The sequence below is a fragment of the Yersinia enterocolitica subsp. enterocolitica genome (assembly GCF_901472495.1).
In the GTDB taxonomy this organism is placed as follows: Bacteria; Pseudomonadota; Gammaproteobacteria; order Enterobacterales; family Enterobacteriaceae; genus Yersinia; species Yersinia enterocolitica.
Genome location: NZ_LR590469.1, coordinates 3,513,821 through 3,537,069, shown reverse-complemented (window position 1 = coordinate 3,537,069; position 23,249 = coordinate 3,513,821). Strand labels below are relative to the sequence as shown.

The following is a 23,249-nucleotide window of genomic DNA, read 5'->3' as shown; positions in this document are numbered from 1 at the left end:
TATGGGGCTTTCACAAGTCGTTCTGAAAAAAAAGTTCTCTGGCCGTAAGAAAGCTTTAACACTGTGTATGACTTTAGTTTTACCTGTCGATACTGTTTTAGCTCAGGAAGAATCACAAAATCTGGAATTTGATGAATCACTCTTTTTAGGCACAAAATTTGCGTCCGGCTTGAATCAACTCAATAAAGAGGATTCTGTTACACCGGGAAATTTTGACGCTGTAGATGTTCTGATTAATAACAAATTATACAAACGCACCACAATTCAATTTATTAAGAATGCCGATTCACCGGAGGTTTTCCCCTGCCTGAGTGATGAGTTCTTAACTGCGGCTGGCATTGAACTGGCCAATAAAAGTGATACCACACCTAAAGAGCCTAATGCTGCTGAGGGAGAGTCAATACCTTCAGAACCTGCGGCGACCACTCCCTCAGCCACCGAGAAATGTATCCCGTTGGCGGAGCGAGTAAAAGGCGCGTCTTTTCATTTTGATCAGGCCAAACTGCGCCTGGAGCTTTCTATTCCCCAGGCATTATTGCAACAACGCCCTCGCGGTTATATTGAACGCAGCGAATGGGAAGAAGGTGAAAAGCTCGCCTTCGTTAACTACAGTGCAAACTTTTATCGTAGTGATACACAAACTCAGCAAAACAGCACTTCTGATTACGGTTTCGTTGGCCTAAAAAGTGGTCTTAACTTAGGATTATGGCAATTACGCCAGCAATCAAACCTGAGTTATTCCAGCAACAATAATAGCAGCGATACACAATGGAATAATATCCGCACTTATGTGCAGCGTCCTATTTCACAATTAGACAGTGAATTAACGCTGGGTGAAACCTTCACCGACAGTACCTTATTCGGCACCATGTCATTTCGCGGTGTAAAAATGGCGACAGACCAACGTATGTGGCCAGAATCAATGCGTGGTTTTGCGCCTGAAGTGCGTGGTGTTGCCACCAGCAACGCGCGAGTGATTATTAGCCAGAACGGGCGTGAAATCTATGAAACTAACGTCGCCCCCGGCCCATTTGTTATTAACGATTTATACAGCACCACCAGTCAGGGCGATCTTAATGTTGAAGTTATAGAAGCTAATGGTAGCCGTTCGACTTTTACTGTGCCTTTCAGTGCCGTACCGGATTCAATGCGTCCAGGTGTGAGCCGTTATAATGCGGTGGTTGGGGAATCACGTGATTTCACCAATATTGACAGCTATTTCACTGATTTTACCTATGAGCGCGGTCTTACCAATCAGTTAACTGCCAACAGTGGTATTCGTTTAGCGCAAGACTATACGGCATTACTTGTGGGGGGAGTAATAGGGACGTCGGTCGGCGCATTTGGCCTTAATACCACCTATTCCCATGCCAAAGTTGAAGATAATCAAACTCAAGATGGTTGGCGGATGCAGGCGACCTATAGCCAAACATTTAATGAAACCGGCACCTCATTCTCACTGGCTGGATATCGCTATTCAACCAAAGGGTATCGTGATTTAAATGATGTATTTGGTGTGCGTTCAGTGCAAAAGAATGGCGGAACCTGGGATTCATCTACGTATAAACAGCGTAGCCAATTTACCACCACAATAAACCAAACTCTGGCTGGCTATGGGCAACTTTCAGCCTCAGCATCGACCAGTGATTATTATAATGATACACAGCGAGATACACAGTTACAGCTAAACTATTCAAATAGTTATAAAGATATTAGCTATAACGTGGCACTGAGCCGCCAGCGCACAATTTATACCTCAACCCAGTTTGGTTGGGATGCCGATGATACGGACGAAACGATGACAACAACGCGCTACGGTAATACCGAAAATATCGCGTCATTAACTGTATCTATTCCACTTAATATTGGGAGTGGAAACCAATATTTATCTATGTCTGCCAATCGTAATCCGAAAAGTGGTAACAACTATCAAACGTCATTATCCGGCACCGCCGGTGAACGTAATACTTTAAATTATTCAGTCAATGCGGGTTATGACGACAGTAATGTCAGCGGTAGTTCGAATAATTGGGGCGCGAATGTGCAAAAGCAATTCCCTAATGCGACCGTCAATGGCAGTTATTCTCGTGGTAATAACTATACCCAATATGGGGCTGGTGCGCGCGGAGCCGCTGTAATACACAGTAAAGGTGTCACACTGGGGCCTTATTTAGGCGACACTTTCGGTTTAATTGAAGCCGATGGCGCTCAGGGTGCGACAGTACGAAATGCACAAGGTGCCAGGATTGATAAGAATGGCTTTGCGCTGGTGCCTTCATTAACACCTTATAATTACAATACAGTCGGTTTAGACACCAAAGGCATTAATCGTAATACCGAGTTGAAAGAAAATCAGGGCCGCGTTGTCCCTTATGCTGGGGCCGCCGTGAGAGTGAAATTCGAAACATTGACTGGCTATGCGGTATTAATTCAAACCCAAACCGCTGACGGCGAAGGATTACCACTGGGTTCAGATGTCTATAACAATAAAGATGAACTGGTCGGTATGGTGGGTCAGGGGAATCAGATCTATGCTCGAGTAAAAGAGAATAAAGGTTCGCTTTATGTACGCTGGGGTGAAAACAGCAACGAGCAATGTGAATTACCTTATGATTTTGCTAGCCAAGATACTGAGCAAGATATTATCCATTTAACAGGCAGTTGCCGCCGTTAACCATTATGAGAAAAATAATGTTAAGACCAACAGAGCAGTTAATATCTTGTGAAGTCTCACGGCCAACAATGCCTGTTCATTGCCGTCGCCCATATATTGTGGCGGGAACTATGCTGCTGATAGGGTTATTTAGTACCTCAGCATGGTCAGCTTGTACCCGAATTACCGCGCAAAGTCAGCTGGGTGCTGGTGATGGTACGGCCAGCGCGTGGTCTGGCTCGCTGGATAATAATAATGGATCACTCGGCTTACCGGGTGTTATCGATCTCAGCACCGCAGCTAACTTCCAACCTGACGGAACATTATTAGCCGCAGCGACATCTGACTTCACCACTTTTGCCCTGAATACCGGCTATGATCCTGAGCGGGTGCTATTCCGCTGTGCCGCAGCTGATGTTGACCAACTCTTTGAGATGTATGCCACTAACGGGGATAATGACTATGGTGGTAAAAATGAAGATGGCGCGATTGCTGGCAATGTTCCCTCCGGCTTTGCGACTTATGTCCGCAATGTGGTTATCAGACTTACAAATCTATCCACCGGCGAGTATTACTCACGCTTATGGAAAGGACGCCGTTTAACCGGATTGGATACTGACAGCACTGGCCGTATTTTGGTCAAAGCTAAGAATTTCAGTAATCTGTATACCGAGCTATTTCGTATTGATTATGTCCGCGCGGGTACTAACAACGCAGCATCTTATACCTATGCCTATACTCAGCCCAATGCTTATATCGCCTTTAAAGGGCCGGGCATTAGCGGCCCTGTTGAAGGAACCGACTCGGTATCAAACTGGCCCGGTTGGTATTCGACCTGGCCTGCTTCTATCGGGCTATACAATTACGTAACTTTCCGCCGCACCACCATTTGCGCGGTAACTAATTTTACCCCAACGGTGATATTACCCAGAATTTCTGTGGCAGAACTGAACAGTGGCAGTAGCAGCTCGGCTGAGTTCAGTGTGGATTTCCAGTGCCAGACCGGTATTACCTCCGGCGTCAATGCCGGTGCGGTGGCGATGGGCTTTTTAGTGCCAGCGGCAAACGCCGCTAAAGCGCAGGCTTTGGGTTTAATGAATGGTAGCGGCGGCATTAGCCATTTGGTATCAGATAATTATGGTGCCGCCGGAATGGCGAATGGTGTGGGGATCCGTATCTACCGTAATAATAATCCGATGTACCTACTCTCAAAAAATGTGACTCAAACCGGTAATAACGGTGGCTGGTATGGCATCTTCCAGGGCGCGCAAACAATAACCGGCACGGTGAGTGGCGGTAATAGTTACACTGAGAATTTTCGGGCTGAGTTAAGCAAAATCAGCGGACAAACTGTGACGGCAGGAGCAGTGAATGCACATGCGCAAGTGGTTATCCGTGTCCAATAATATGCGTTTCAAACGCAGTTTCAATGGCTTGCTGTTATCACTTCTCATGGCCTGTAGTGTACCGGCGATGGCAAGTGTCGTGGCAGAAAAAACGCGGATTATCTTCAGTGAAGGTAGCACGGAAGAGTCACTGCAACTGGTCAATAGTAATGACTACCCGGTGGCAGTGCAGGTGTGGGTGGATGATGGCGATTTAATGGCAACACCGGAGAAAGCAATTTCCCCAGTATTAGTGTTGCCACCATTGTTTCGATTACAACCACAAGCTCAACGCAGCTTGCGTTTGATTTTATCTGGTGCCAGTAAATTGCCGCTGGATAGAGAATCTGCATTTTGGCTCAATGTTTACGAAATCCCGCCTAAAGCCACAACTAAAGTTGATGATGAGTCTTCCGTTACACTGGCTTTGCGCATGCAATACAAAGTCTTTTATCGCCCAAAAAACTTGCCCGCACCGGCGGATACCGTCAGCAAGGCATTAACTTTTGTCTTAGAACGTAACGGTAATACCGCCTCGGTTAGGGTTGATAATCCAACCCCTTATTATGCATCACTCGCTTCTTTAACATTGGGATTGGCCGAAGGATTACCAGATATGGTCGCCCCTTTTTCCAAGCTCGACTTTCCCCTCAATCGAGCCCCAACAGCAGACAGTAAAACGGTCAATTTTGTCTTAATTGATGATTTAGGTAACCGTAAACCTTTTAGTCGTGAGCTGAAATAAAAAACTTATCAATATATACACTAAATAATTCGAGTTACAGGAAGGCGGCAAGCGCTGGCCCGCAGGGTGAGCCTCTGATGAGGCTCATAATCCCGATGAGCTTACATGAGTAAGTGATTCGGGTGACAAATCGGTCAGGAACCGATTTGAACGCTGCTTGCAGCGGCCTCGCAGAGGCGAGGCCCATGGACGGGCCGAGTAACAAGTGCAGCCAACGCACATGCAACTTGAAGTATGACGGGGTATAGACCGCCCAGAGAGACGGTCTATATGATTACTCGCGATATAATTTATTTCTTAAACCCCGGCTTACCATTTTCGGCTCGCCATCTTTTTATCTCAGCTAAAATACCCTCAGGGCTATCTTCCCGATCATCATTAGGGTAATAAATCAAATCAGAACCATCTGGATGCTCTGCCAACTCTTCAAATCTAAGAATAGCCTCATCATGTTCAGCCTCGGATGGATATGTATCATAATAAATATCTTTCAAAAAAATTAAGAATTCCTGTTCTGTATAATCAGATAGGTTTTTATTTTCCATTTATACTTCTCCATTTTCAGTATATCTTGATTTATGAGCTTAAATTACTCAGAAATTTTAAGATGCTTTAGCAACCTCGCAACAAAATCCATATATGAAAACCAAATGAGATAATTGCGAGGTTATTAATATTTAATCAATAAATGAACATAAGCCACCAGAAAGGCGGCTTATGTTATTGCTGATAATGTAATGAACTATTTTATCCTGAGATTACCATTCATCTCGATAATCAAATGAAATTTGATAGTCATATTCTGAAGTATTAATTTGATGAGAGAAATACTTCTGAAGTATAGGTATCCAATATTCTTCAATATCAAACCCTCCATTATTAATATTATTTTCAATCTGCAAACCTAATTGTTCAATAACTGAACCATCAGATTGAAGATCTGCTGAATACTCTTCGCCCTTACATAACTCAGTTTTTTTATCAAACCAGTCTAAATGCAGTTTTAGCCCCATAATGCACCTCATAAATATTTTTTGATATCACGATTAGGGTCCGCAGGTTTTAGCTGGACGCCTGTTTTATAATTGAAAGCACCTAAGTGCTGGCCATCGCTAGCTCTATAACCCTCCAACTCACCATGCTGCGAATCCCACTCATATATTTTACGGCCTTTCTGATCAATCCAGCGTTCTCTTTTTCCAGAACCACCTTGTTTAGGAGTCTTTCGCTTACTCTTATTCAAATTTAGAAAACCTGTAATATCCTCGATTTTAGGTGCTGGGTGATAATCATGCCCTGCATCTACCACACCTTTCCTTGGTTTATTAAAATAAACATACACCGGCTCCAGCCCCGACTCTGCCGGGAACCAGATGATGTAATCGTGGAAGCTCACCTCCTCATGCGCAAGGAAAGTCAGTGTTCGCTTCGTCGCCAGGAACCTAATGTCGGTTCCGGTATGCTGCGGGAAAACCGGCGCACTGCCCGGTTGTGGCGACACAGAACTGATATCCATGCCGGGTGGATACGCCGGAGTAAAGGTAAAGGTGCGTGGCGGCTGGCTATCGGTAGTAAAGGTATAAATACCATTTGACCGATCAAACTATGCTTGCCCGACCTTCACCTTAGCAGCAACGTTTGCAGCGTGGGTTTTTACCGCATAAATACTGGTCCAATCATTCTTTTCCTCCATCAGAATTCTGACCGGCAACTCTATTTCACCTTGTCGCGGCAATGGGGTTGAAGGGACTAATCCTATATCACTGAGAGAGAAACTGCCGGCTAATGGCGGCTTATTTGTACTTTCCCTATCATTATCTGGATAGAAGCCTGCACCAATAATGACCGCCATTGGATCAGCTAGCGAGCTGGTGTCTATGCCGTGAAATCGCTCCGATACTCGCCGTAATGAGGCTCCTAAATGATTAACAACTTGAGGACTTAATGTGATAGCACCCGCACCGCCTACAGCAAAACTGGGAGAATGTACGCTCCCGGGCGGATAGACAGATAAGGAAAAGGTATTGTTACGAATAGCCGCTTCTGCTTCTACTGCCAACCATCTTTCTTCAATGCGCTGTCGCTCTGCCGCAAAGGCGGCCTCTATTGCCCGCGGTGCGTTTTCAACCCGCTGTTGCCGTTCTGCGGCTTCTGCGGCCAACCGTGTATTCTCAATACGTTGCTGTTCTGCAATTCTTGCTATTCCAAGTTCAGCATTAACAGATTGTTGCAGTACTAACAGTGTTTCATATTTGGCTCTTAGCTCTACGAGCCGATAATTTATCGCATTGACCTCCTCTTGTTTCACAAGAGCCAGTGCCCTTAAGTCACGCCGTTCATAGCGGTATTTAAATGCCCATTTATTATCACGCCCTCCAAAAGCGTTATATTGTTGCCATATATTAGCCTCTTCCTGTTTCAATAAAGGAATATGGCTTTCAAGCAGTATGATATGTGCGGCTATTTCTGTAACTTGCTTATCCTTCAGTGTTTTTTTCAGCTTTAACTCATCTAGCGCAGAGCTAAACGACTGTGTCATCGCCCTTTCAGCCGCTTCCCGTTCATTACGCGCTATTTCATAGGTATTGCGCGCTTCCTGCATCAGCTCATCAGCATTAGTTATTCGAATGACAGAGAGATACAGCGGTTCAATACCCGTGCTGTCGGGGAAAACGATAATGGCATCGCGACTATGACGGCCAACAGGAAGGCTAAATTCTTTGGGAGCCGCATTCTCAATCGGCGTCACTACGGGTCTTGCTGCTGGCTGTATTGGCGCAGGGATATTAATAGGCATCGTATCAACTACACTGATATGTATCGGTGTGATACCCGGAATGGCCGCGGTTACGACATCTGGCCTTGTCGTCGTAACCGCCTTAATGACAGGTACTCGTTGTATGGCTATTGGTGCTTTAATCAGCACCGCTTTCTGCACTCCCTCTTCCGTCACATCACCGATCCGAATATTGACCGCAGCATCGGCCACTGCTTTTAATGTTTCTTTCGGTGTATCCGTAACTCTGTTGGCGGGAAGTGTCGAAGTGGTAAAGAACTGCCCTATAGGCGGGTCAGACGCTATTCTTGACGGTATCATGCCCATAACTGCTACACCAACCGGGCTGGTGCGCATGACCCACGATCCCACTCGGGCTAAATGACCTTCGATAAACGCCGCCACTGCTGGAAGACGGCTTAAAGTCACCCCCCAATTCCCATCAATTAAGGTGATAACGGCTGGCATCCCTCCCACAACCATATAGGTTTGTAGTTCCGGGTTTTGCGCCAGATTCGCAGGAGTTGCCTTACTACTACGATCGCCACCACGCCTCCCACCTCGTTGACTGCCATGGCCGAATTGACTTGGGCTGTAGTGATGGATAGCACCATAGGACGTTTGTGACGTCCCCCATCCTTGACCACGGCTAGAGCTTGGTCCACCGGGCCCTGCCGGCCCCCCTTTAACTCCACCGGTTGGACCACGAGCACCGTGGCCGGTGGTATTACTGTGTCCTTCTCCCATATCTTATTTCCTTATTTATTTGTTTTTAATTTCCATAATGAATACGTATTTTTGACGAATATATTGACCGCTTATACCTCCAGATATTTATCTGTTATCACAATCACTCTTTACACATTTCCAATGAAATATCAGATTGCGTTATGCATCCTTCAAGAAAACTCTCAGCAATTTGTAATTGACGCCTAATTTCACGCTCGTTATATTTTTTTAACCGGGCAATTGAAGACTTTGACTGACCATAAACATAATGGCGCACAATAAGCTCCAGCTCTTTCTCTCTTGAAGCTCGTTGTAAATTACCAATAATATTATCAAGCGCTAACCCGTCATTATCACAACAGGAAGCTGCTACCTTACCTCCTGCCATCAAGCCTTTAAATCCATTGGCAATATGCGGATAATCAAGAAGGGAATGCTCTCTAGCCCAAACACCCCATCGGGCCAGAATAGTTTGAATATCACTCATCGCTTTTCTCCTTTTTATATTTAAAATCCTTCTCATGATGTAATTAACATCAGCCAGAGTAATTTCATAAAACAAAAAGGCCTCACTAACTAGCGAGGCCTATTTATTATCAACGAAATAATTTTGTGATTTAGAAAATCAAAAAGCAGACATTGTTGGTGAGGTGTTTAACCACGATTAACACCTTACAAGAGTTTTATCGGGCCGTGATAGTATTAATTTACGAAATACTCCCCTGACAGAAATGCAGTTAATCTGAAATAAAAAAGCCCCCCTTACTGGGTAATGCCAGTCAGTTAAGCAACTGACTGGCATTTTTGTTCCTGGCTTTTCCATATTTATACGGCCTTTCCTTCACCACCCTCGGGAAGGCTCTTTCTCTTCTTATCGGTAACTTCACCATCTGCGCCATGCTCTCCATATCCCGCATCAGTTCCGGGATACGACTTGGTGAAGCTCCCTGCAGCGTCATCAGCATCCGTATCACCATCCCGCACGATTCTGAGAAGCTCAGCTGATTCGGCCAGTATCCTTTCAGCGCTCCCGTCATCTTAATCATCTGATAACGAACCAGATTATAGCCCAGCAGTACTCCCCATAGCTCCTGCTCAACAAGCTCCGGCTTTTTACTCCGCAGCGTCAGCCTGCTCAGTTGCATTGTCTGTTCGCCAGACCACGCCATCCACGGCCAGCAACGTCAGACCGCACCAGTGAGGATGGGTGACGGAGCCATGCCACAGCTGCGCCGTTTGTGAGAATACCCGGCGAACAGCCTCGCTTCCCAGCCTTTGCCGTGCCTGGATAACGGCGCTGGGGGCCACGAAGGGGCGGTCGCCCGGCAGCATGATATCCAGCCGGTTAACGATTTGATGAAGAGGTTCTTTACGCTCGAGCGCCATCCCGACAATGCACCAGACCATCATTTCCAGCGGCAGGCGGCGCTTGCGCAGAGTCACCGTGCCGGATTCGGCAAGACAACGGGAGATGAGCTGGGGGTCGAGGTAATCTCCCAGTGTGGTCAGTGGGTTACGCAGTGAGTCGTAGCGGGAAACGAGATCAAGAGCCTGTCCGATGTGCATAAAAAAATCCGGAAACGAAGAACATTTCCGGATTCTTACACAACCACTGGATCGGTCAACCGATCCTTAACTGATCGGCATTACCCCGTCACTGGGAGGCTTAATATCAAATAACACACTACCGTCGGTTATTAACCGGCAACTGCGATACGTTTCATATCGGTCATATAGCCACGCAGCTTATGGCCTACAGCTTCGATTGGATGATTACGAATAGCTTCGTTTACATCGCGCAGCTGGGCATTGTCTACCGCAGTTCCGGCAACACTTTTGCCTAAATCGCCCGCTTGCAGAGAATCCATAAACTTACCTTTCAGCAATGGCACTGCTGCATTGGCGAATAGATAGTTACCATATTCTGCGGTATCAGAGATAACCACGTTCATTTCATATAAACGTTTACGTGCGATGGTGTTGGCAATCAGTGGCAATTCATGCAGAGATTCGTAATAAGCCGACTCTTCGATAATGCCAGAATCAACCATAGTTTCGAATGCCAACTCAACACCGGCTTTCACCATGGCAATCATCAACACGCCGTGGTCGAAATATTCTTGCTCAGAGATTTTGCCTTCAAACTGTGGCGCGTTCTCAAATGCAGTTTTGCCGGTCTCTTCACGCCAGTTCAGCAATTTCTTATCGTCATTGGCCCAATCAGCCATCATCCCGCTGGAGAATTCACCAGAGATAATATCATCCATATGTTTCTGGAACAGTGGGGCCATGATCTCTTTCAGTTGCTCAGACAGTGCATAAGCACGCAGTTTAGCCGGATTGGACAAACGGTCCATCATCAGCGTAATCCCGCCTTGTTTCAGCGCTTCGGTGATAGTTTCCCAACCGAATTGAATCAGTTTTTCAGCATAAGCTGCGTCAGTGCCTTCAGAAACCAGTTTGTCGAAGCACAACAGTGAACCGGCCTGCAACATACCGCACAGGATAGTTTGTTCGCCCATCAGGTCTGATTTAACTTCAGCAACAAATGAGGATTCCAACACACCAGCACGGTGACCGCCGGTGGCCGCCGCCCAAGCCTTAGCAATCGCCATGCCTTCGCCTTTAGGGTCGTTTTCCGGGTGAACTGCAATCAATGTCGGCACACCAAAACCACGTTTGTACTCTTCACGGACTTCTGTACCGGGGCATTTTGGCGCAACCATCACCACGGTGATGTCTTTACGCACTTGTTCACCCACTTCTACGATATTGAAACCGTGGGAATAACCCAGTGCCGCGCCATCTTTCATCAGTGGCTGAACCGCCTGAACCACTGCGGAGTGCTGCTTGTCTGGCGTCAGGTTAACCACCAAATCTGCCTGTGGGATCAGTTCTTCGTAAGTGCCTACTTTGAAACCATTTTCGGTCGCTTTACGCCATGAAGCACGCTTTTCTGCAATCGCTTCTTTACGCAGGGCGTAAGCAACATCCAGACCGGAATCGCGCATGTTCAAACCCTGGTTCAGGCCTTGTGCGCCACAGCCGACAATCACCACTTTTTTACCTTTCAGGTAGCCTGCTTCATCGGCGAATTCATCTCGTGCCATAAAGCGACACTTACCTAATTGCGCCAACTGCTGACGCAGGTTCAACGTGTTGAAATAGTTAGCCATGTTATTGCTCCGTTCGGGTTCTGTTTTGTGGGTGCAGCTATTTTTTTAGTGACTGCAAACGAATGTGGTGTTTGTGTGCTGATACTGTTTTTTCACATCCCCTGTCTGTGTCGGGGATTGTCTTGAACTCACTATATGACAGGAAACTCATTGCTGAAATTGATATATTAACAATGTGACATTGCAGATTCTGCAATGTGGGCTACTTTTCGAACAATACACTGCATCTTCTCACCCCAGAGGCTATCTGTGATGGATTTACGCGACCTGAAATTATTTCTGCATTTAGCTGAAAGCCGCCATTTTGGGCGCAGCGCCAAAGCGATGCATGTCAGCCCATCCACCCTATCGCGCCAAATCCAGCGTCTGGAAGAGACCATCGGCCAACCGCTGTTTTTACGCGATAATCGCACAGTACAGTTGACGGATGCCGGCACTCAATTGAAAGCCTTCGCTCAGCAAACATTGCTGCAATATCAACAATTACGCCATGCATTAGGCCAGCACGGGCCATCTCTGAGTGGTGAGCTACGGCTATTTTGTTCGGTGACCGCCGCCTACAGCCATTTGCCGCCAATTCTCGACCGCTTTCGTGCACGCCACCCACTGGTTGAAATTAAACTCACCACCGGGGATGCCGCCGATGCAGTAGATAAAGTGCAATCAAATGAAGCAGATCTGGGGATTGCCGGTCGCCCTGAAGTGTTGCCAACCAGCGTGGCTTTTACCCAAATTGGTGAAATCCCGTTGGTGTTAATTGCCCCAGCGCTGCCATGTGCCGTGCGGTCGCAGGTATCGGTTGATCAGCCGGATTGGGCCACAATTCCGTTTATTTTGCCGGAACACGGCCCGTCGCGAAAACGTATTGATTTGTGGTTCCGCCGCCAACGCATCACTAACCCATTGATTTATGCTACGGTTTCCGGCCATGAAGCCATTGTGTCGATGGTGGCTCTAGGCTGTGGTGTGGCACTTATTCCATCGGTGGTGGTAGATAACAGCCCGGAACCGGTACGCAACCGTATTTCTCTATTGGATGATGTTTCACTGGTCGAGCCATTTGAATTAGGGGTTTGCGTGCAGAAAAAACGGCTCAATGAGCCGTTGATTGAAGCATTTTGGGGGCTGCTATAGTTTACTGTCGGGAAGCATAATTCATCACAGGAACAAGATTCCTCAGATTCGCGTGACTACCAATAATCGTATCCACAGCAGCAGGAGCTTGTTCTCGGGTTGGGAAACTATTTATCGCATCTGCCAGTTGAGTGACGCCCTTAAAGAAGGTGTCAAGGGATGCATTGATAGGCACATCAACCATTTTCCCTTCAGGATTAAGCCTTTTTATATTGATAGCATTGCCATTATTATCAAATTCCATGTAAACCTTACCCGTCATCTTGCCAGCAGAGAAACTTCTTTCAAAACATTTAGTTACACCATTTGAATAATACTGGCTAATGCGTTTGCTCTCTTGTCCATTAATATCTAAATAACTCTCAACTTCGCGCTTTAACTGCCCACTATCTGAACGATTTGATCTGGTTATTTTCTCTAATCGCCCATCAAGTGCACTGTATTCTTTATTAATCCTACCGATAATTATTTTTCCATCCATCGAGTAAGACGACTCTGTTTCTTTAATTAATATAGCATTAGTTATATTGTATGCTTTTTCAATACGCCCAACAATAACTTTGCCGTCGGCTGAATACTCAACTTCTACGACTCGATCAACCTCTCCATTGATATAATAGGTTGATTTACTATCCTTTAAAGACTGACCATTATCGTAATTTGACTGAACCATCGCACGCAAATCACCATTTTTATTATAAATAATTTTCTCTTGATGATTTAAATTCCCGCTAATATTGAAAGTAGATTTTACAGTCCGACACTTATTACCATTATTGAAATAGCTGAACTCATTTCTCTCAAGCTGTTTATCATTTTTGTCGTACACATCAATTTTTATTATTTTACCAGAAGAATCATAAAGCTCTTTATGCGTTGTGCTTACGACTTCATTACCACTATACTTTTCCTTTTGAATAATAATTAAATCATTACCTATTCTATCTTTTTTATAACTAAAAACATTACTCTCGACTAATTTATCATGAATGTTAAATTTTTGAGATTTAGTTATTTGCCCAATGGAATTGGGCATTATTTTGGTTCGGGAAGTTAATATATTACTTTGATAATTAAAACTCTGACTTTCGTTTAGTTTATTGTCTAGACCATATTTAAAATAACTCACTGCTGCACTGTTATTTGCTTTATTTTCAATGAAATAAATTTCATTACCCGCACCTCCCTCTTTAGAAACCGAACCCTGGTCAATTGTTGCTTGCATTTGGTCAAATCGTCTATAATAGTTTGAATCTCCTTCTATTGCCTGATTTATCTTCTGAACTGAATAACTTACCCCCCCATTAAATCGCGTACCATCAGCATGATATTGATAACGTGCCCCTATCGATGTAGCATTCCAATCAAGATAAGTTGATGTCGATTTAAAATTTAATGTTATTAATTCACTCATATATAAACTCCAATATGTTATTATCAAATTAGATAACTCAAGAAATAAAGTTATCCAATAGCTTAATATCAGTAATGACATCATTAACTCTAATTAATCAATGTCGATAATTATATTACGCCGCAATAACACCGAGTTTCATTTCTAATACTTATTAGCAAAGATAGATAAGGAGATAAAAGACAGTAAATGCCAATAAAAAACCCAGAGATTATTGGCTCTGGTTTTTTTATTAGTACGAATAAGAATAAGTAGTTACTGGCTAAGATTCAGCCCGCCAGAAAGAACTTAAATGCCGGGTTATTGGTTTCATCATGACAATCATAGCCCAGCGCCGTTAGATGCTGTTCAAATTGGGGTTCAGAGTCCGATAACTCAAACCCCGCCAGCACCCGACCAAAATCAGTGCCGTGGCTACGATAGTGGAACAGAGAGATATTCCAGTGCGTGCCTAAGGTATGCAGGAATTTCAGTAATGCACCCGGTGATTCTGGGAATTCAAAACTGAACAGCCGCTCGCGCAGTGGCTTGGAAGGACGCCCGCCGACCATATAACGCACATGCAGCTTGGCCATTTCATCATCAGATAAATCCACCACCTGATAACCTTTACCCTGCAATTCAGCCAGGATCTCAGCCCGCTCAGCATAACCACGGGTCAGTCGCACCCCGACGAAAATACAGGCGTTATCGGCATCAGCATATCGGTAGTTAAATTCAGTGACGGAACGCCCCCCCAGCAACTCACAAAAACGCAGGAAACTGCCTTTTTGCTCTGGGATGGTCACCGCCAGCAAGGCTTCGCGCTGCTCGCCAAGTTCACAGCGCTCTGATACATAACGCAAACCATGGAAGTTGACGTTAGCGCCCGAAAGCACATGGGCCAGACGTTCGCCTTGAATATTATGTTGCTGTACGTACTTTTTCAGCCCCGCCAGCGCCAAAGCACCAGATGGCTCAGCAATGGCGCGCACATCTTCAAATAAATCTTTTACTGCCGCACAAATAGCATCACTGTCGACGGAGATCACTTCGTCCAGATACTCCTGGCACAGGCGGAATGGCTCATCACCAATACGCTTAACCGCGACACCTTCAGCAAACAGCCCGACACGAGCCAGATCGACCGGCTTGCCTGCATCCAGCGCGGCACGCAAACAGGCTGAGTCTTCTGCTTCAACGCCAATCACTTTAATCTGCGGCATCAGTTGCTTGATAAGCACGGCAACACCGGCCACCAGCCCACCGCCACCAACCGGAACAAACACCCGGTCAAGATGTGCGTCTTGCTGAAGAAGTTCCATCGCCAGCGTCCCTTGCCCGGCAATCACTGCCGGATGGTCAAACGGCGGCACAAAGGTGTAACCCTGCAACTGCGACAGTTCAATCGCCTTGCCTTTGGCTTCATCGAAATTAGCACCAAACAACAGCACCTCTCCGCCAAAACCACGCACCGCATCCACTTTGATGTCAGCAGTGGCGACCGGCATGACAATCAGCGCTTTAATACCGAGCTTGTTAGCCGAAAGCGCTACCCCCTGCGCATGGTTACCGGCAGAAGCGGTTATCACACCACAGGCTTTCTGTTCTGCAGTCAGGCCAGCCAACATCGCGTAAGCGCCGCGCAGTTTAAAGCTGTGCACCGGCTGCCGGTCTTCGCGCTTAACCAAAATGGTGTTATCCAAGCGTGAAGAGATTTTTTCCATCACTTGTAACGGGGTGACTTGCGCCACCTCATACACCGGTGCGCGCAATATCGCCCGCAGATATTCTGCCCCATCGGGGGCAGTTGATAAGGGTTGTGATACCGCCATGAGTATTAGCCTCCCAGCTTACTTTTGTCGCGCACAGCACCTTTATCAGCACTGGTTGCCAGTAAGGCATAAGCACGTAGCGCATAAGAAACCTGACGTTCGCGTGCTTTCGGTGTCCATGCCGCATCACCGCGCGCTAATTCTGCTTCACGGCGTGCAGCCAGTTCAGCATCACTGACGTCCAGCTTCATAGCGCGGTTGGGAATATCAATATCAATGATGTCGCCGTCTTGCACCAAAGCAATCAACCCACCGCTGGCGGCTTCCGGCGAAGCATGACCGATGGATAAACCTGAAGTCCCGCCCGAGAAACGGCCATCGGTTAACAACGCACAGCTTTTGCCTAATCCCATCGATTTCAGGTAAGTGGTTGGATACAGCATTTCCTGCATCCCTGGCCCACCTTTCGGCCCTTCGTAACGGATAACCACCACATCACCCGCAACCACTTTGCCCCCCAAAATAGCGGCAACAGCATCATCCTGACTCTCATAGACTTTGGCTGGGCCACGGAAGGTTAAGCTGTCTTTATCCACACCTGCGGTTTTGACGATTGAACCATTCTCTGAAAGATTGCCATACAACACCGCCAAACCACCGTCTTGGCTATAAGCATGTTCGCGAGTACGAATACAACCTTCTTGGCGGTCGGTATCCAATGAGGGGAAGCGGCAATCCTGTGAGAAGGCTTTCGTGGTACGGATGCCAGCCGGGCCTGCGGAGTACATCTGCTTGACCCCTTCGTCTTTGGTCAGCATCACATCATAGGCTTCCAGCGTTTGTGGCAAGTTCAGACCCAACACGTTTTTCACTTCGCGATTCAGCAAGCCAGCGCGATCCAACTCACCCAAAATCCCCACCACACCACCGGCACGGTGCACATCTTCCATATGGTATTTCTGCGTACTCGGAGCCACTTTGCACAAATGCGGCACTTTACGGGACAGGCGGTCGATATCGCTGATATCGAAATCAATATCCCCTTCCTGCGCTGCCGCCAGTAAATGCAACACGGTATTGGTGGAACCGCCCATGGCGATATCCAGCGTCATGGCATTTTCAAATGCCGCTTTGTTGGCAATGCTACGCGGCAAGGCGCTGATATCATCTTGTTCGTAATAGCGTTTAGTCAGTTCAACAATGTGCTTGCCCGCATCGAGGAACAGTTGCTTACGATCAGCATGGGTTGCCAGCAATGAACCATTACCCGGCAACGCCAGTCCCAGAGCCTCATTCAGGCAGTTCATCGAGTTGGCGGTAAACATCCCGGAACAGGAACCGCAGGTTGGGCAAGCGGAGCGCTCAATCTGCTCGCTGTCGGCATCGCTGACATTCGGGTTTGCCCCCTGAATCATGGCATCGACCAGATCCAGCTTGATAATTTTATCGGATAATTTGGTTTTACCGGCTTCCATCGGGCCGCCGGAAACAAAGATTACCGGAATATTCAGGCGCAGAGACGCCATCAGCATCCCTGGGGTAATTTTGTCGCAGTTAGAGATACATACCATGGCATCCGCACAGTGGGCGTTAACCATGTATTCAACGGAGTCGGCAATCAATTCACGTGAAGGCAGTGAATAGAGCATGCCGCCGTGGCCCATCGCGATCCCATCATCCACCGCAATAGTGTTGAACTCTTTAGCCACACCGCCAGACGCTTCAATTTGCTCCGCTACCAGCTTTCCTAAGTCGCGCAAATGAACGTGGCCCGGTACAAACTGGGTAAATGAGTTAACTACTGCAATAATCGGTTTGCCGAAGTCATCATCGGTCATACCGGTTGCGCGCCACAATGCGCGGGCGCCAGCCATATTGCGGCCATGAGTGGTGGTATGGGAACGGTACTTAGGCATTGTCTCTTCACTCCAGATTTTTGTATTGCAAATCAATTTATTGTTGCAGATATAACCTGTTGCAGGTGGCGAACGAACCACCTGCTGATCCTGTCTGTCAGTTTTTATTTATTATTGATTGATTGGGTCCAACCAGCCCCATTTGTCCTCGGTTTCGCCGGTGAACAGGCCAAAGAACGCTTGTTGAATTTTGCCAGTAATTGGCCCACGTTTACCAATACCCACCTGAATACCATCCACGCTGCGCACTGGGGTAATTTCTGCCGCAGTACCGGACATAAACACTTCATCCGCCAGATAGAGAGATTCACGCGACAGCACTTGCTCACGCACTTCTAACCCCATATCTTTCGCCAGTTTGATAATTGCATCACGGGTAATGCCCGGCAAAGCAGAAGAGGTAAACGGTGGCGTAAACAGAATGCCATCTTTCACTTCGAACAGGTTCTCACCCGCCCCTTCAGACAGGAAACCATGGATATCCAGTGCAATCCCTTCCTGATAACCGTGACGACGCGCTTCACTGCCCACCAGCAAGGAAGAGAGGTAATTACCACCGGCTTTAGCCGCAGTTGGAATAGTGTTTGGTGCCACACGGTTCCATGAAGAAACCATCGCATCAATACCCTGCTCCAGCGCTTCGGCACCCAGATAAGCACCCCAAGGGAAAGCAGCAATAATCACGTCAGTTTTATAGCCATCTGGCGGGTTCACACCCATGCCGACATCACCGATAAACACTAGCGGGCGAATATAGGCACTGGTCAGATTGTTTTTGCGCAGCGTTGCGCGGCATGCTTCCATCAGCTCGTCAACAGACTGAGAAACTGGCATGCGGTAAATTTTGGCTGAGTCATGCAGGCGCTGCATGTGTTCGCGGTGACGGAAAACAACCGGCCCTTTATGGGAGTTGTAGCAACGGACACCTTCGAAGACTGACGTGCCGTAGTGTAACGCGTGAGACATCACATGAACTTTCGCCTCTGCCCACGGAACCATTTCACCGTTAAACCAAATAAAATCAGCTTTCTTCGTCATTCTTTTCTTTCCTTGTGGCGCATCAGGCGCGTATCTGTAATGTATTAGGTTGTAGGATCTCGACGCAGGCGACATCCATAAGCTTACTCAGCTGTGAAGATAGTAAATCGACAGGTCGCCCGCTGGCAACGGTCAATTCAATATTAATATTCTCAGCATTAATCATTGGTGACATATTCATAGCACAAACCTGAAAGCCGCGGTGCCGCACAACCCGCAATACACGCTCTAACATCTCAGGGCGGAAGCGGGCTTGGATAGAGATTTGATGTTGTATCATGAGACTTTCTCCAGCATGGTTTCATTACCTGCGCCTGGCGGCACTAACGGCCAAACGTTTTCGAGTTCGTCGATGGAAACCTGGAGCAGATAAGGGCCTTCGCTGTTAAATAACGCATCCAGAGCGGCGTCGACTTGGTCTTTACGGGTGATACGTTGGCCGGGGATATTGAAAGCACTGGCCAGTGTGATGAAATCGGGGTTATCAGAAAGATTGGTTTCACTATAACGCCCATCAAAAAACAGTTGCTGCCACTGTCGAACCATACCCAATCGCTGGTTATCCAACAGCACGATTTTCAGCGGCAACTGTTTTCGTTTTATCGTGCCCAACTCCTGAACATTCATCATAAACGAGCCGTCACCAGAGACACAGATAACCATATCATCTGGGCGGGCCATTTGTGCGCCAACAGCAGCGGGTACGCCAAAGCCCATGGTGCCCAAACCACTCGAGGTGATGAAATTCTCCGGGCGGGTAAAGTTCATATGCTGCGCCGTCCACATCTGGTGCTGCCCCACGTCGGTGGTGACTACCGTCTGTGGCGCTTTGCGATCAGAGATCTGCTTAAGCAATAATGGGGCATAAATCGCCTGACCGGGGTGGTCATAACGCCAGCTATGCTGTTGTTTTAAGGCTATAACCTCATCACGCCACGGCTGAATATTCAGCGGTTGCTGCAAGGCAGGCAGCAACACTTTCAAATCCCCTTGCAACGCGACATGTGCCTGACGCAATTTACCCAATTCAGCCGGGTCGATATCCATATGGATAACTTTTGCTTTTGCGGCGAATGTATTCAGCTTGCCGGTGACACGGTCATCAAACCGCGCGCCAACCGCTATCAATAAATCACAATCCTGCACCGCAAAGTTTGCCGCTTTAGTGCCGTGCATTCCCAACATTCCCAGATAACACGGGTGATTAGTATCCGGTGCGCCCAAACCTTTCAGGGTAGCCACCGCAGGAATACCGGTCACGTCGATAAATTCGCGTAAAGCCGGAACTGCCTGTGCCATACCCACTCCACCGCCGACATACAGCATTGGTTTTTTAGCCGTCGCCAGCATGTCTAAAGCTTGTTGTAATTCAGCGGCGGAATCAATCAGGTGTTCTTCGACTGGCATCAAATGCGGGGTCAATTCCCCGACAGCCAACTGAATATCTTTTGGAATATCGATTAACACCGGCCCTGGGCGACCGCTGGTAGCGATAGCAAAGGCTTCAGCCATGATGGCCGGCAGCGCATCTAATGATTCGACCAGAAAACTGTGTTTGGTACAGGCCAAAGAGAGGCCCAAGACATCAATTTCCTGAAAAGCATCGGTGCCGATTAACGCGTACCCAACCTGACCGGTGATGGCGATAACCGGTACTGAGTCAAGCAAAGCATCAGCCAAACCGGTGATCAGATTAGTGGCTCCGGGGCCGGAAGTGGCGATACACACCCCGACTTTACCGGTTGCACGCGCATAACCAATTGCGGCAATGGCAGCGCCCTGCTCATGGCGGCAGAGCAGATGCTCGACACCACCATCATACAAAGCATCATAGACGGGCATAATCGCCCCACCCGGATAGCCGAATACCGTATCAACACCCTGCGCACGCAACGCTTGAACCACCCACTGAGCACCATTCATAGTTATTTCCCCGACCATTTGCGGAAGGCACAGGATTTTATTCTGTTGTGCATTTTATGTTCCTCGCGTCTTTTAACCGACCAATAAAAAACCCCCGGACCTTTCGGTGCGGGGGTTCTCTTGAGATTAAGGCTTGATTTTTATGCCTTTCTTCGTCCAAGTGCAGCCCCGCACGGTGGGATAATAATCACCACCACGCTAATTAGGACTAGGTTAATCACTTGGAAAATCGCTTTCATAATTAGGTTGTTCATCTGTCTAGTGTCGAACGAATGCCTACAGAGTTATCACAGTTATTGGTTGCCTGACAATATTTATTTAAATTATTATTTTGTGATCGCGAATACAAAACACAATAAATATATTATTTATCAATCAGTAAAACCCACATCGACACTTTGGTCTTTTTTCTGCGCACTGTACCGCAATTTTTGGTTTTGATACTTCCGTTGCAATGAAACCTCGCGTGCACTTTCGCAAATCAATACTTTTCTTCGGCATTGAAAAAAATCCTCGGGCACTCTATCGCGACCCCAACACCAGGCACACATTACGGCGAAGGAAAGCACTATGTCATTGGCAACGATTTATACCCGCGCCACATTAGGTATTCAGGCCCCTTCAGTCACGGTTGAAGTTCATATCAGCAATGGGTTACCAGGATTAGTTTTGGTTGGATTACCGGAAACCACAGTAAAAGAGGCCCGAGACAGAGTCCGCAGCGCATTAATCAACAGCGGCTTCACCTTTCCAGCCAAACGGATCACCGTCAGCCTGGCTCCGGCTGATTTACCCAAAGAAGGGGGTCGCTACGATCTCCCTATCGCTTTGGCGATATTGGCTGCGTCAGAACAGATTCCTGCGGATAAATTAGCGCACTATGAGTTCTTGGGTGAACTCGCCTTGTCAGGGGCGCTAAGGCGCATTAGCGGCGCAATTCCGGCCGCACTCGCCAGCAGTCAGGCCCAGCGACAGTTAATCTTACCGTCAGAGAACAGTCTTGAGATTGGGTTAATTGCACAAGGCAACAGCAGGGTTGCCGATCATTTGTTAGCAGTATGCAGTTTTTTACAAGGCGAAAATACGCTCGCGCAAGGCCAACGCCTTGAAGCAACTCAAGATTGGGACAACAGCCTCGACCTACAAGATATCATCGGCCAATCACAAGCCAAACGGGCTTTAGAGATAGCCGCGGCCGGTGGACATAACCTGCTACTACTTGGGCCGCCGGGTACGGGGAAAACCATGCTGGCAAATCGGTTAACCGGCTTACTACCACCATTGACCGATCAAGAAGCACTTGAGGCTGCCGCCATTAATGGCTTGTCACACAGTAATGAATTACCTGCCCAATGGCGCTGTCGGGCTTTTCGCGCACCACATCACAGTGCATCAATGGCCGCTCTCATTGGCGGAGGTTCCATTCCTCGCCCCGGTGAAATATCACTGGCACACAATGGTGTTCTTTTTCTGGATGAACTGCCGGAGTTTGAGCGTCGGGTACTGGATTCATTGCGTGAACCATTGGAATCGGGGGAAATTATCATTTCCCGAGCGGCCGCCAAAGTCTGTTTCCCTGCCAAAGTGCAGTTGATTGCCGCGATGAATCCTAGCCCCAGCGGCCATTATCAAGGCATCCATAACCGGGCACCACCACAGCAAGTTTTGCGCTATCTGGCAAAGTTGTCTGGCCCGTTTTTGGACCGTTTTGACTTATCGATAGAAGTGCCATTACTCCCCGCAGGTATGCTGGGAACACAAAAACATCAGGGAGAAAATAGCAAAACTGTCAGGCAACGGGTGTTACAAGCCAGGAAAAAACAATTAGATAGGGCGGGGAAGACAAACAAGCAGCTTAATAGCCAAGAGATAGCTGAATATTGCTATTTAGTACCAGAGGATGCGGTTTTTCTCGAACAAGTTCTACTGAAACTCGGGCTATCAGTGCGCACCTGGCACCATATTTTGAAAGTGGCACGGACCATTGCAGATCTGGCACTGGAAGATAATATTCAAAAAAATCATCTTTCAGAAGCGCTGAGCTATCGTTGTATGGACCGGTTGCTTTCGCAGTTGCACAAAAGCCTAATGTAAAAAAGAGAACCAAAGTCCCCTTTTTTACCACGATGCTTATACCCAATATCATTGAAGCCGCAAGCCAGTGATTCCAGCTCTCTGCGGCTCGAAGAACAGGGTACTAGTCGTCGCTATCGGTGTAATCTTCCACTGCGTCCATCTGTGGCTTACCGCCAGACAGCGTATGGAAACGTTTAGGACGACGAGTCCGGGTCACATATTTGGACCAGACTTTTTCTTCGACGCTGACCGGCTCACGCTCGCCGCGGCAAACAGCAACAAACAGCTGTTCTTCTTCCGTTACAGGCTCGCGTTTCCCGAGATCAAGTTCGTTAAAAGCATAACCGTGGCGCTCTAGTAATTGCGCCTCTTTAATGGTGAAATCGCCGTGACGCGAGAACCCGCGAGGATAATGTTTATTATCAAAAAAACGATTGGTCGTGATGAAGCTATCCGCCATCTGACACGCTCCTAATTCTCTCATGGTCGTGCTGTTTATGGCGCGGAGTATTAGATAGGCTTGACATCGT

Annotated in this window: 17 protein-coding genes and 2 pseudogenes; 5 read left to right on the top strand and 14 right to left on the bottom strand. The window is 47.3% G+C overall.

The window, feature by feature from the left end; genetic code table 11:
* The first annotated feature begins 1 nt into the window (after position 1).
* The 3 genes from FGL26_RS16790 (at position 2) to FGL26_RS16780 (ending at position 4,783) form a co-directional block, all read left to right on the top strand.
* Complete coding sequence (locus FGL26_RS16790) at positions 2-2,674, top strand: fimbria/pilus outer membrane usher protein (RefSeq protein ID WP_005176234.1); 2,673 nt, start codon at positions 2-4, stop codon at positions 2,672-2,674.
* Positions 2,675-2,742: 68 nt separating this feature from the next.
* The gene (gene stbD, locus FGL26_RS16785) at positions 2,743-4,059 is read left to right on the top strand and encodes a fimbrial usher protein StbD (protein ID WP_174531807.1); all 1,317 of its coding nucleotides are present in this window, start codon (positions 2,743-2,745) and stop codon (positions 4,057-4,059) included.
* On the top strand, positions 4,025-4,783 hold the full coding sequence (locus FGL26_RS16780; RefSeq protein ID WP_005176236.1) for a fimbrial biogenesis chaperone: 759 nt from the start codon (positions 4,025-4,027) through the stop codon (positions 4,781-4,783). The genes stbD and FGL26_RS16780 overlap by 35 nt, the downstream gene beginning before the upstream one ends.
* Before the next feature lie 290 nt (positions 4,784-5,073).
* Here FGL26_RS16780 and FGL26_RS16775 read toward each other — a convergent pair whose 3' ends face one another.
* The 6 genes and pseudogenes from FGL26_RS16775 to ilvC form a co-directional block, all read right to left on the bottom strand.
* Positions 5,074-5,328 carry a bacteriocin immunity protein gene (locus tag FGL26_RS16775; RefSeq protein ID WP_005176237.1) on the bottom strand — a complete coding sequence of 85 codons (255 nt, stop codon included), beginning with the start codon at positions 5,326-5,328 and terminating at the stop codon, positions 5,074-5,076.
* A gap of 213 nt (positions 5,329-5,541) precedes the next feature.
* Positions 5,542-5,796, bottom strand: coding sequence for a colicin E3-like toxin immunity protein (locus FGL26_RS16770; RefSeq protein ID WP_005176239.1), 255 nt, complete (start codon positions 5,794-5,796; stop codon positions 5,542-5,544).
* Positions 5,797-5,804: 8 nt separating this feature from the next.
* Positions 5,805-8,306: pseudogene (locus tag FGL26_RS16760) on the bottom strand (S-type pyocin domain-containing protein).
* Between the two features lie 103 nt (positions 8,307-8,409).
* The gene (locus FGL26_RS16755) at positions 8,410-8,775 is read right to left on the bottom strand and encodes an antiterminator Q family protein (protein ID WP_005176248.1); all 366 of its coding nucleotides are present in this window, start codon (positions 8,773-8,775) and stop codon (positions 8,410-8,412) included.
* Between the two features lie 292 nt (positions 8,776-9,067).
* Positions 9,068-9,854: pseudogene (locus FGL26_RS16750) on the bottom strand (transposase domain-containing protein).
* A 131-nt stretch (positions 9,855-9,985) separates the two neighbouring features.
* Positions 9,986-11,464, bottom strand: coding sequence for a ketol-acid reductoisomerase (gene ilvC / locus FGL26_RS16745; protein WP_005176079.1), 1,479 nt, complete (start codon positions 11,462-11,464; stop codon positions 9,986-9,988).
* A gap of 252 nt (positions 11,465-11,716) precedes the next feature.
* On the opposite strand from ilvC, the gene ilvY reads away from it, so the two are divergent.
* The gene (gene ilvY, locus FGL26_RS16740) at positions 11,717-12,598 is read left to right on the top strand and encodes an HTH-type transcriptional activator IlvY (protein WP_005176081.1); all 882 of its coding nucleotides are present in this window, start codon (positions 11,717-11,719) and stop codon (positions 12,596-12,598) included.
* Position 12,599: 1 nt separating this feature from the next.
* Here ilvY and FGL26_RS16735 read toward each other — a convergent pair whose 3' ends face one another.
* From FGL26_RS16735 to ilvL, 7 genes are all read right to left on the bottom strand, one after another.
* A complete protein-coding gene (locus tag FGL26_RS16735) occupies positions 12,600-14,012 on the bottom strand; it encodes a hypothetical protein (protein WP_005176083.1) in 1,413 nt (470 codons plus the stop codon).
* A gap of 269 nt (positions 14,013-14,281) precedes the next feature.
* On the bottom strand, positions 14,282-15,826 hold the full coding sequence (gene ilvA / locus FGL26_RS16730; RefSeq protein WP_005176085.1) for a threonine ammonia-lyase, biosynthetic: 1,545 nt from the start codon (positions 15,824-15,826) through the stop codon (positions 14,282-14,284).
* A 5-nt stretch (positions 15,827-15,831) separates the two neighbouring features.
* Positions 15,832-17,682 (bottom strand): dihydroxy-acid dehydratase, encoded by a 1,851-nt coding sequence (gene ilvD, locus FGL26_RS16725; protein WP_005176087.1) that lies wholly within the window; start codon positions 17,680-17,682, stop codon positions 15,832-15,834.
* A 111-nt stretch (positions 17,683-17,793) separates the two neighbouring features.
* A complete protein-coding gene (locus FGL26_RS16720) occupies positions 17,794-18,720 on the bottom strand; it encodes a branched-chain amino acid transaminase (protein ID WP_005176088.1) in 927 nt (308 codons plus the stop codon).
* A 22-nt stretch (positions 18,721-18,742) separates the two neighbouring features.
* A complete protein-coding gene (gene ilvM / locus FGL26_RS16715; protein ID WP_005176090.1) occupies positions 18,743-19,000 on the bottom strand; it encodes an acetolactate synthase 2 small subunit in 258 nt (85 codons plus the stop codon).
* Entirely contained in the window at positions 18,997-20,643 is a 1,647-nt protein-coding gene (gene ilvG / locus FGL26_RS16710) for an acetolactate synthase 2 catalytic subunit (RefSeq protein ID WP_005176091.1), read from the bottom strand. The genes ilvM and ilvG overlap by 4 nt, the downstream gene beginning before the upstream one ends.
* 140 nt (positions 20,644-20,783) lie before the next feature.
* Positions 20,784-20,882, bottom strand: a complete 99-nt coding sequence (gene ilvL, locus FGL26_RS16705) for an ilv operon leader peptide (protein ID WP_071530659.1) — start codon at positions 20,880-20,882, stop codon at positions 20,784-20,786.
* Positions 20,883-21,213: 331 nt separating this feature from the next.
* Between ilvL and FGL26_RS16700 the strand changes: the two genes are divergently transcribed.
* On the top strand, positions 21,214-22,737 hold the full coding sequence (locus FGL26_RS16700) for a YifB family Mg chelatase-like AAA ATPase (RefSeq protein WP_005176093.1): 1,524 nt from the start codon (positions 21,214-21,216) through the stop codon (positions 22,735-22,737).
* Between the two features lie 103 nt (positions 22,738-22,840).
* On the opposite strand, the gene FGL26_RS16695 is transcribed toward FGL26_RS16700, so the two are convergent.
* Entirely contained in the window at positions 22,841-23,179 is a 339-nt protein-coding gene (locus FGL26_RS16695; protein ID WP_005176095.1) for a MaoP family protein, read from the bottom strand.
* Between the last annotated feature and the right edge of the window lie 70 nt (positions 23,180-23,249).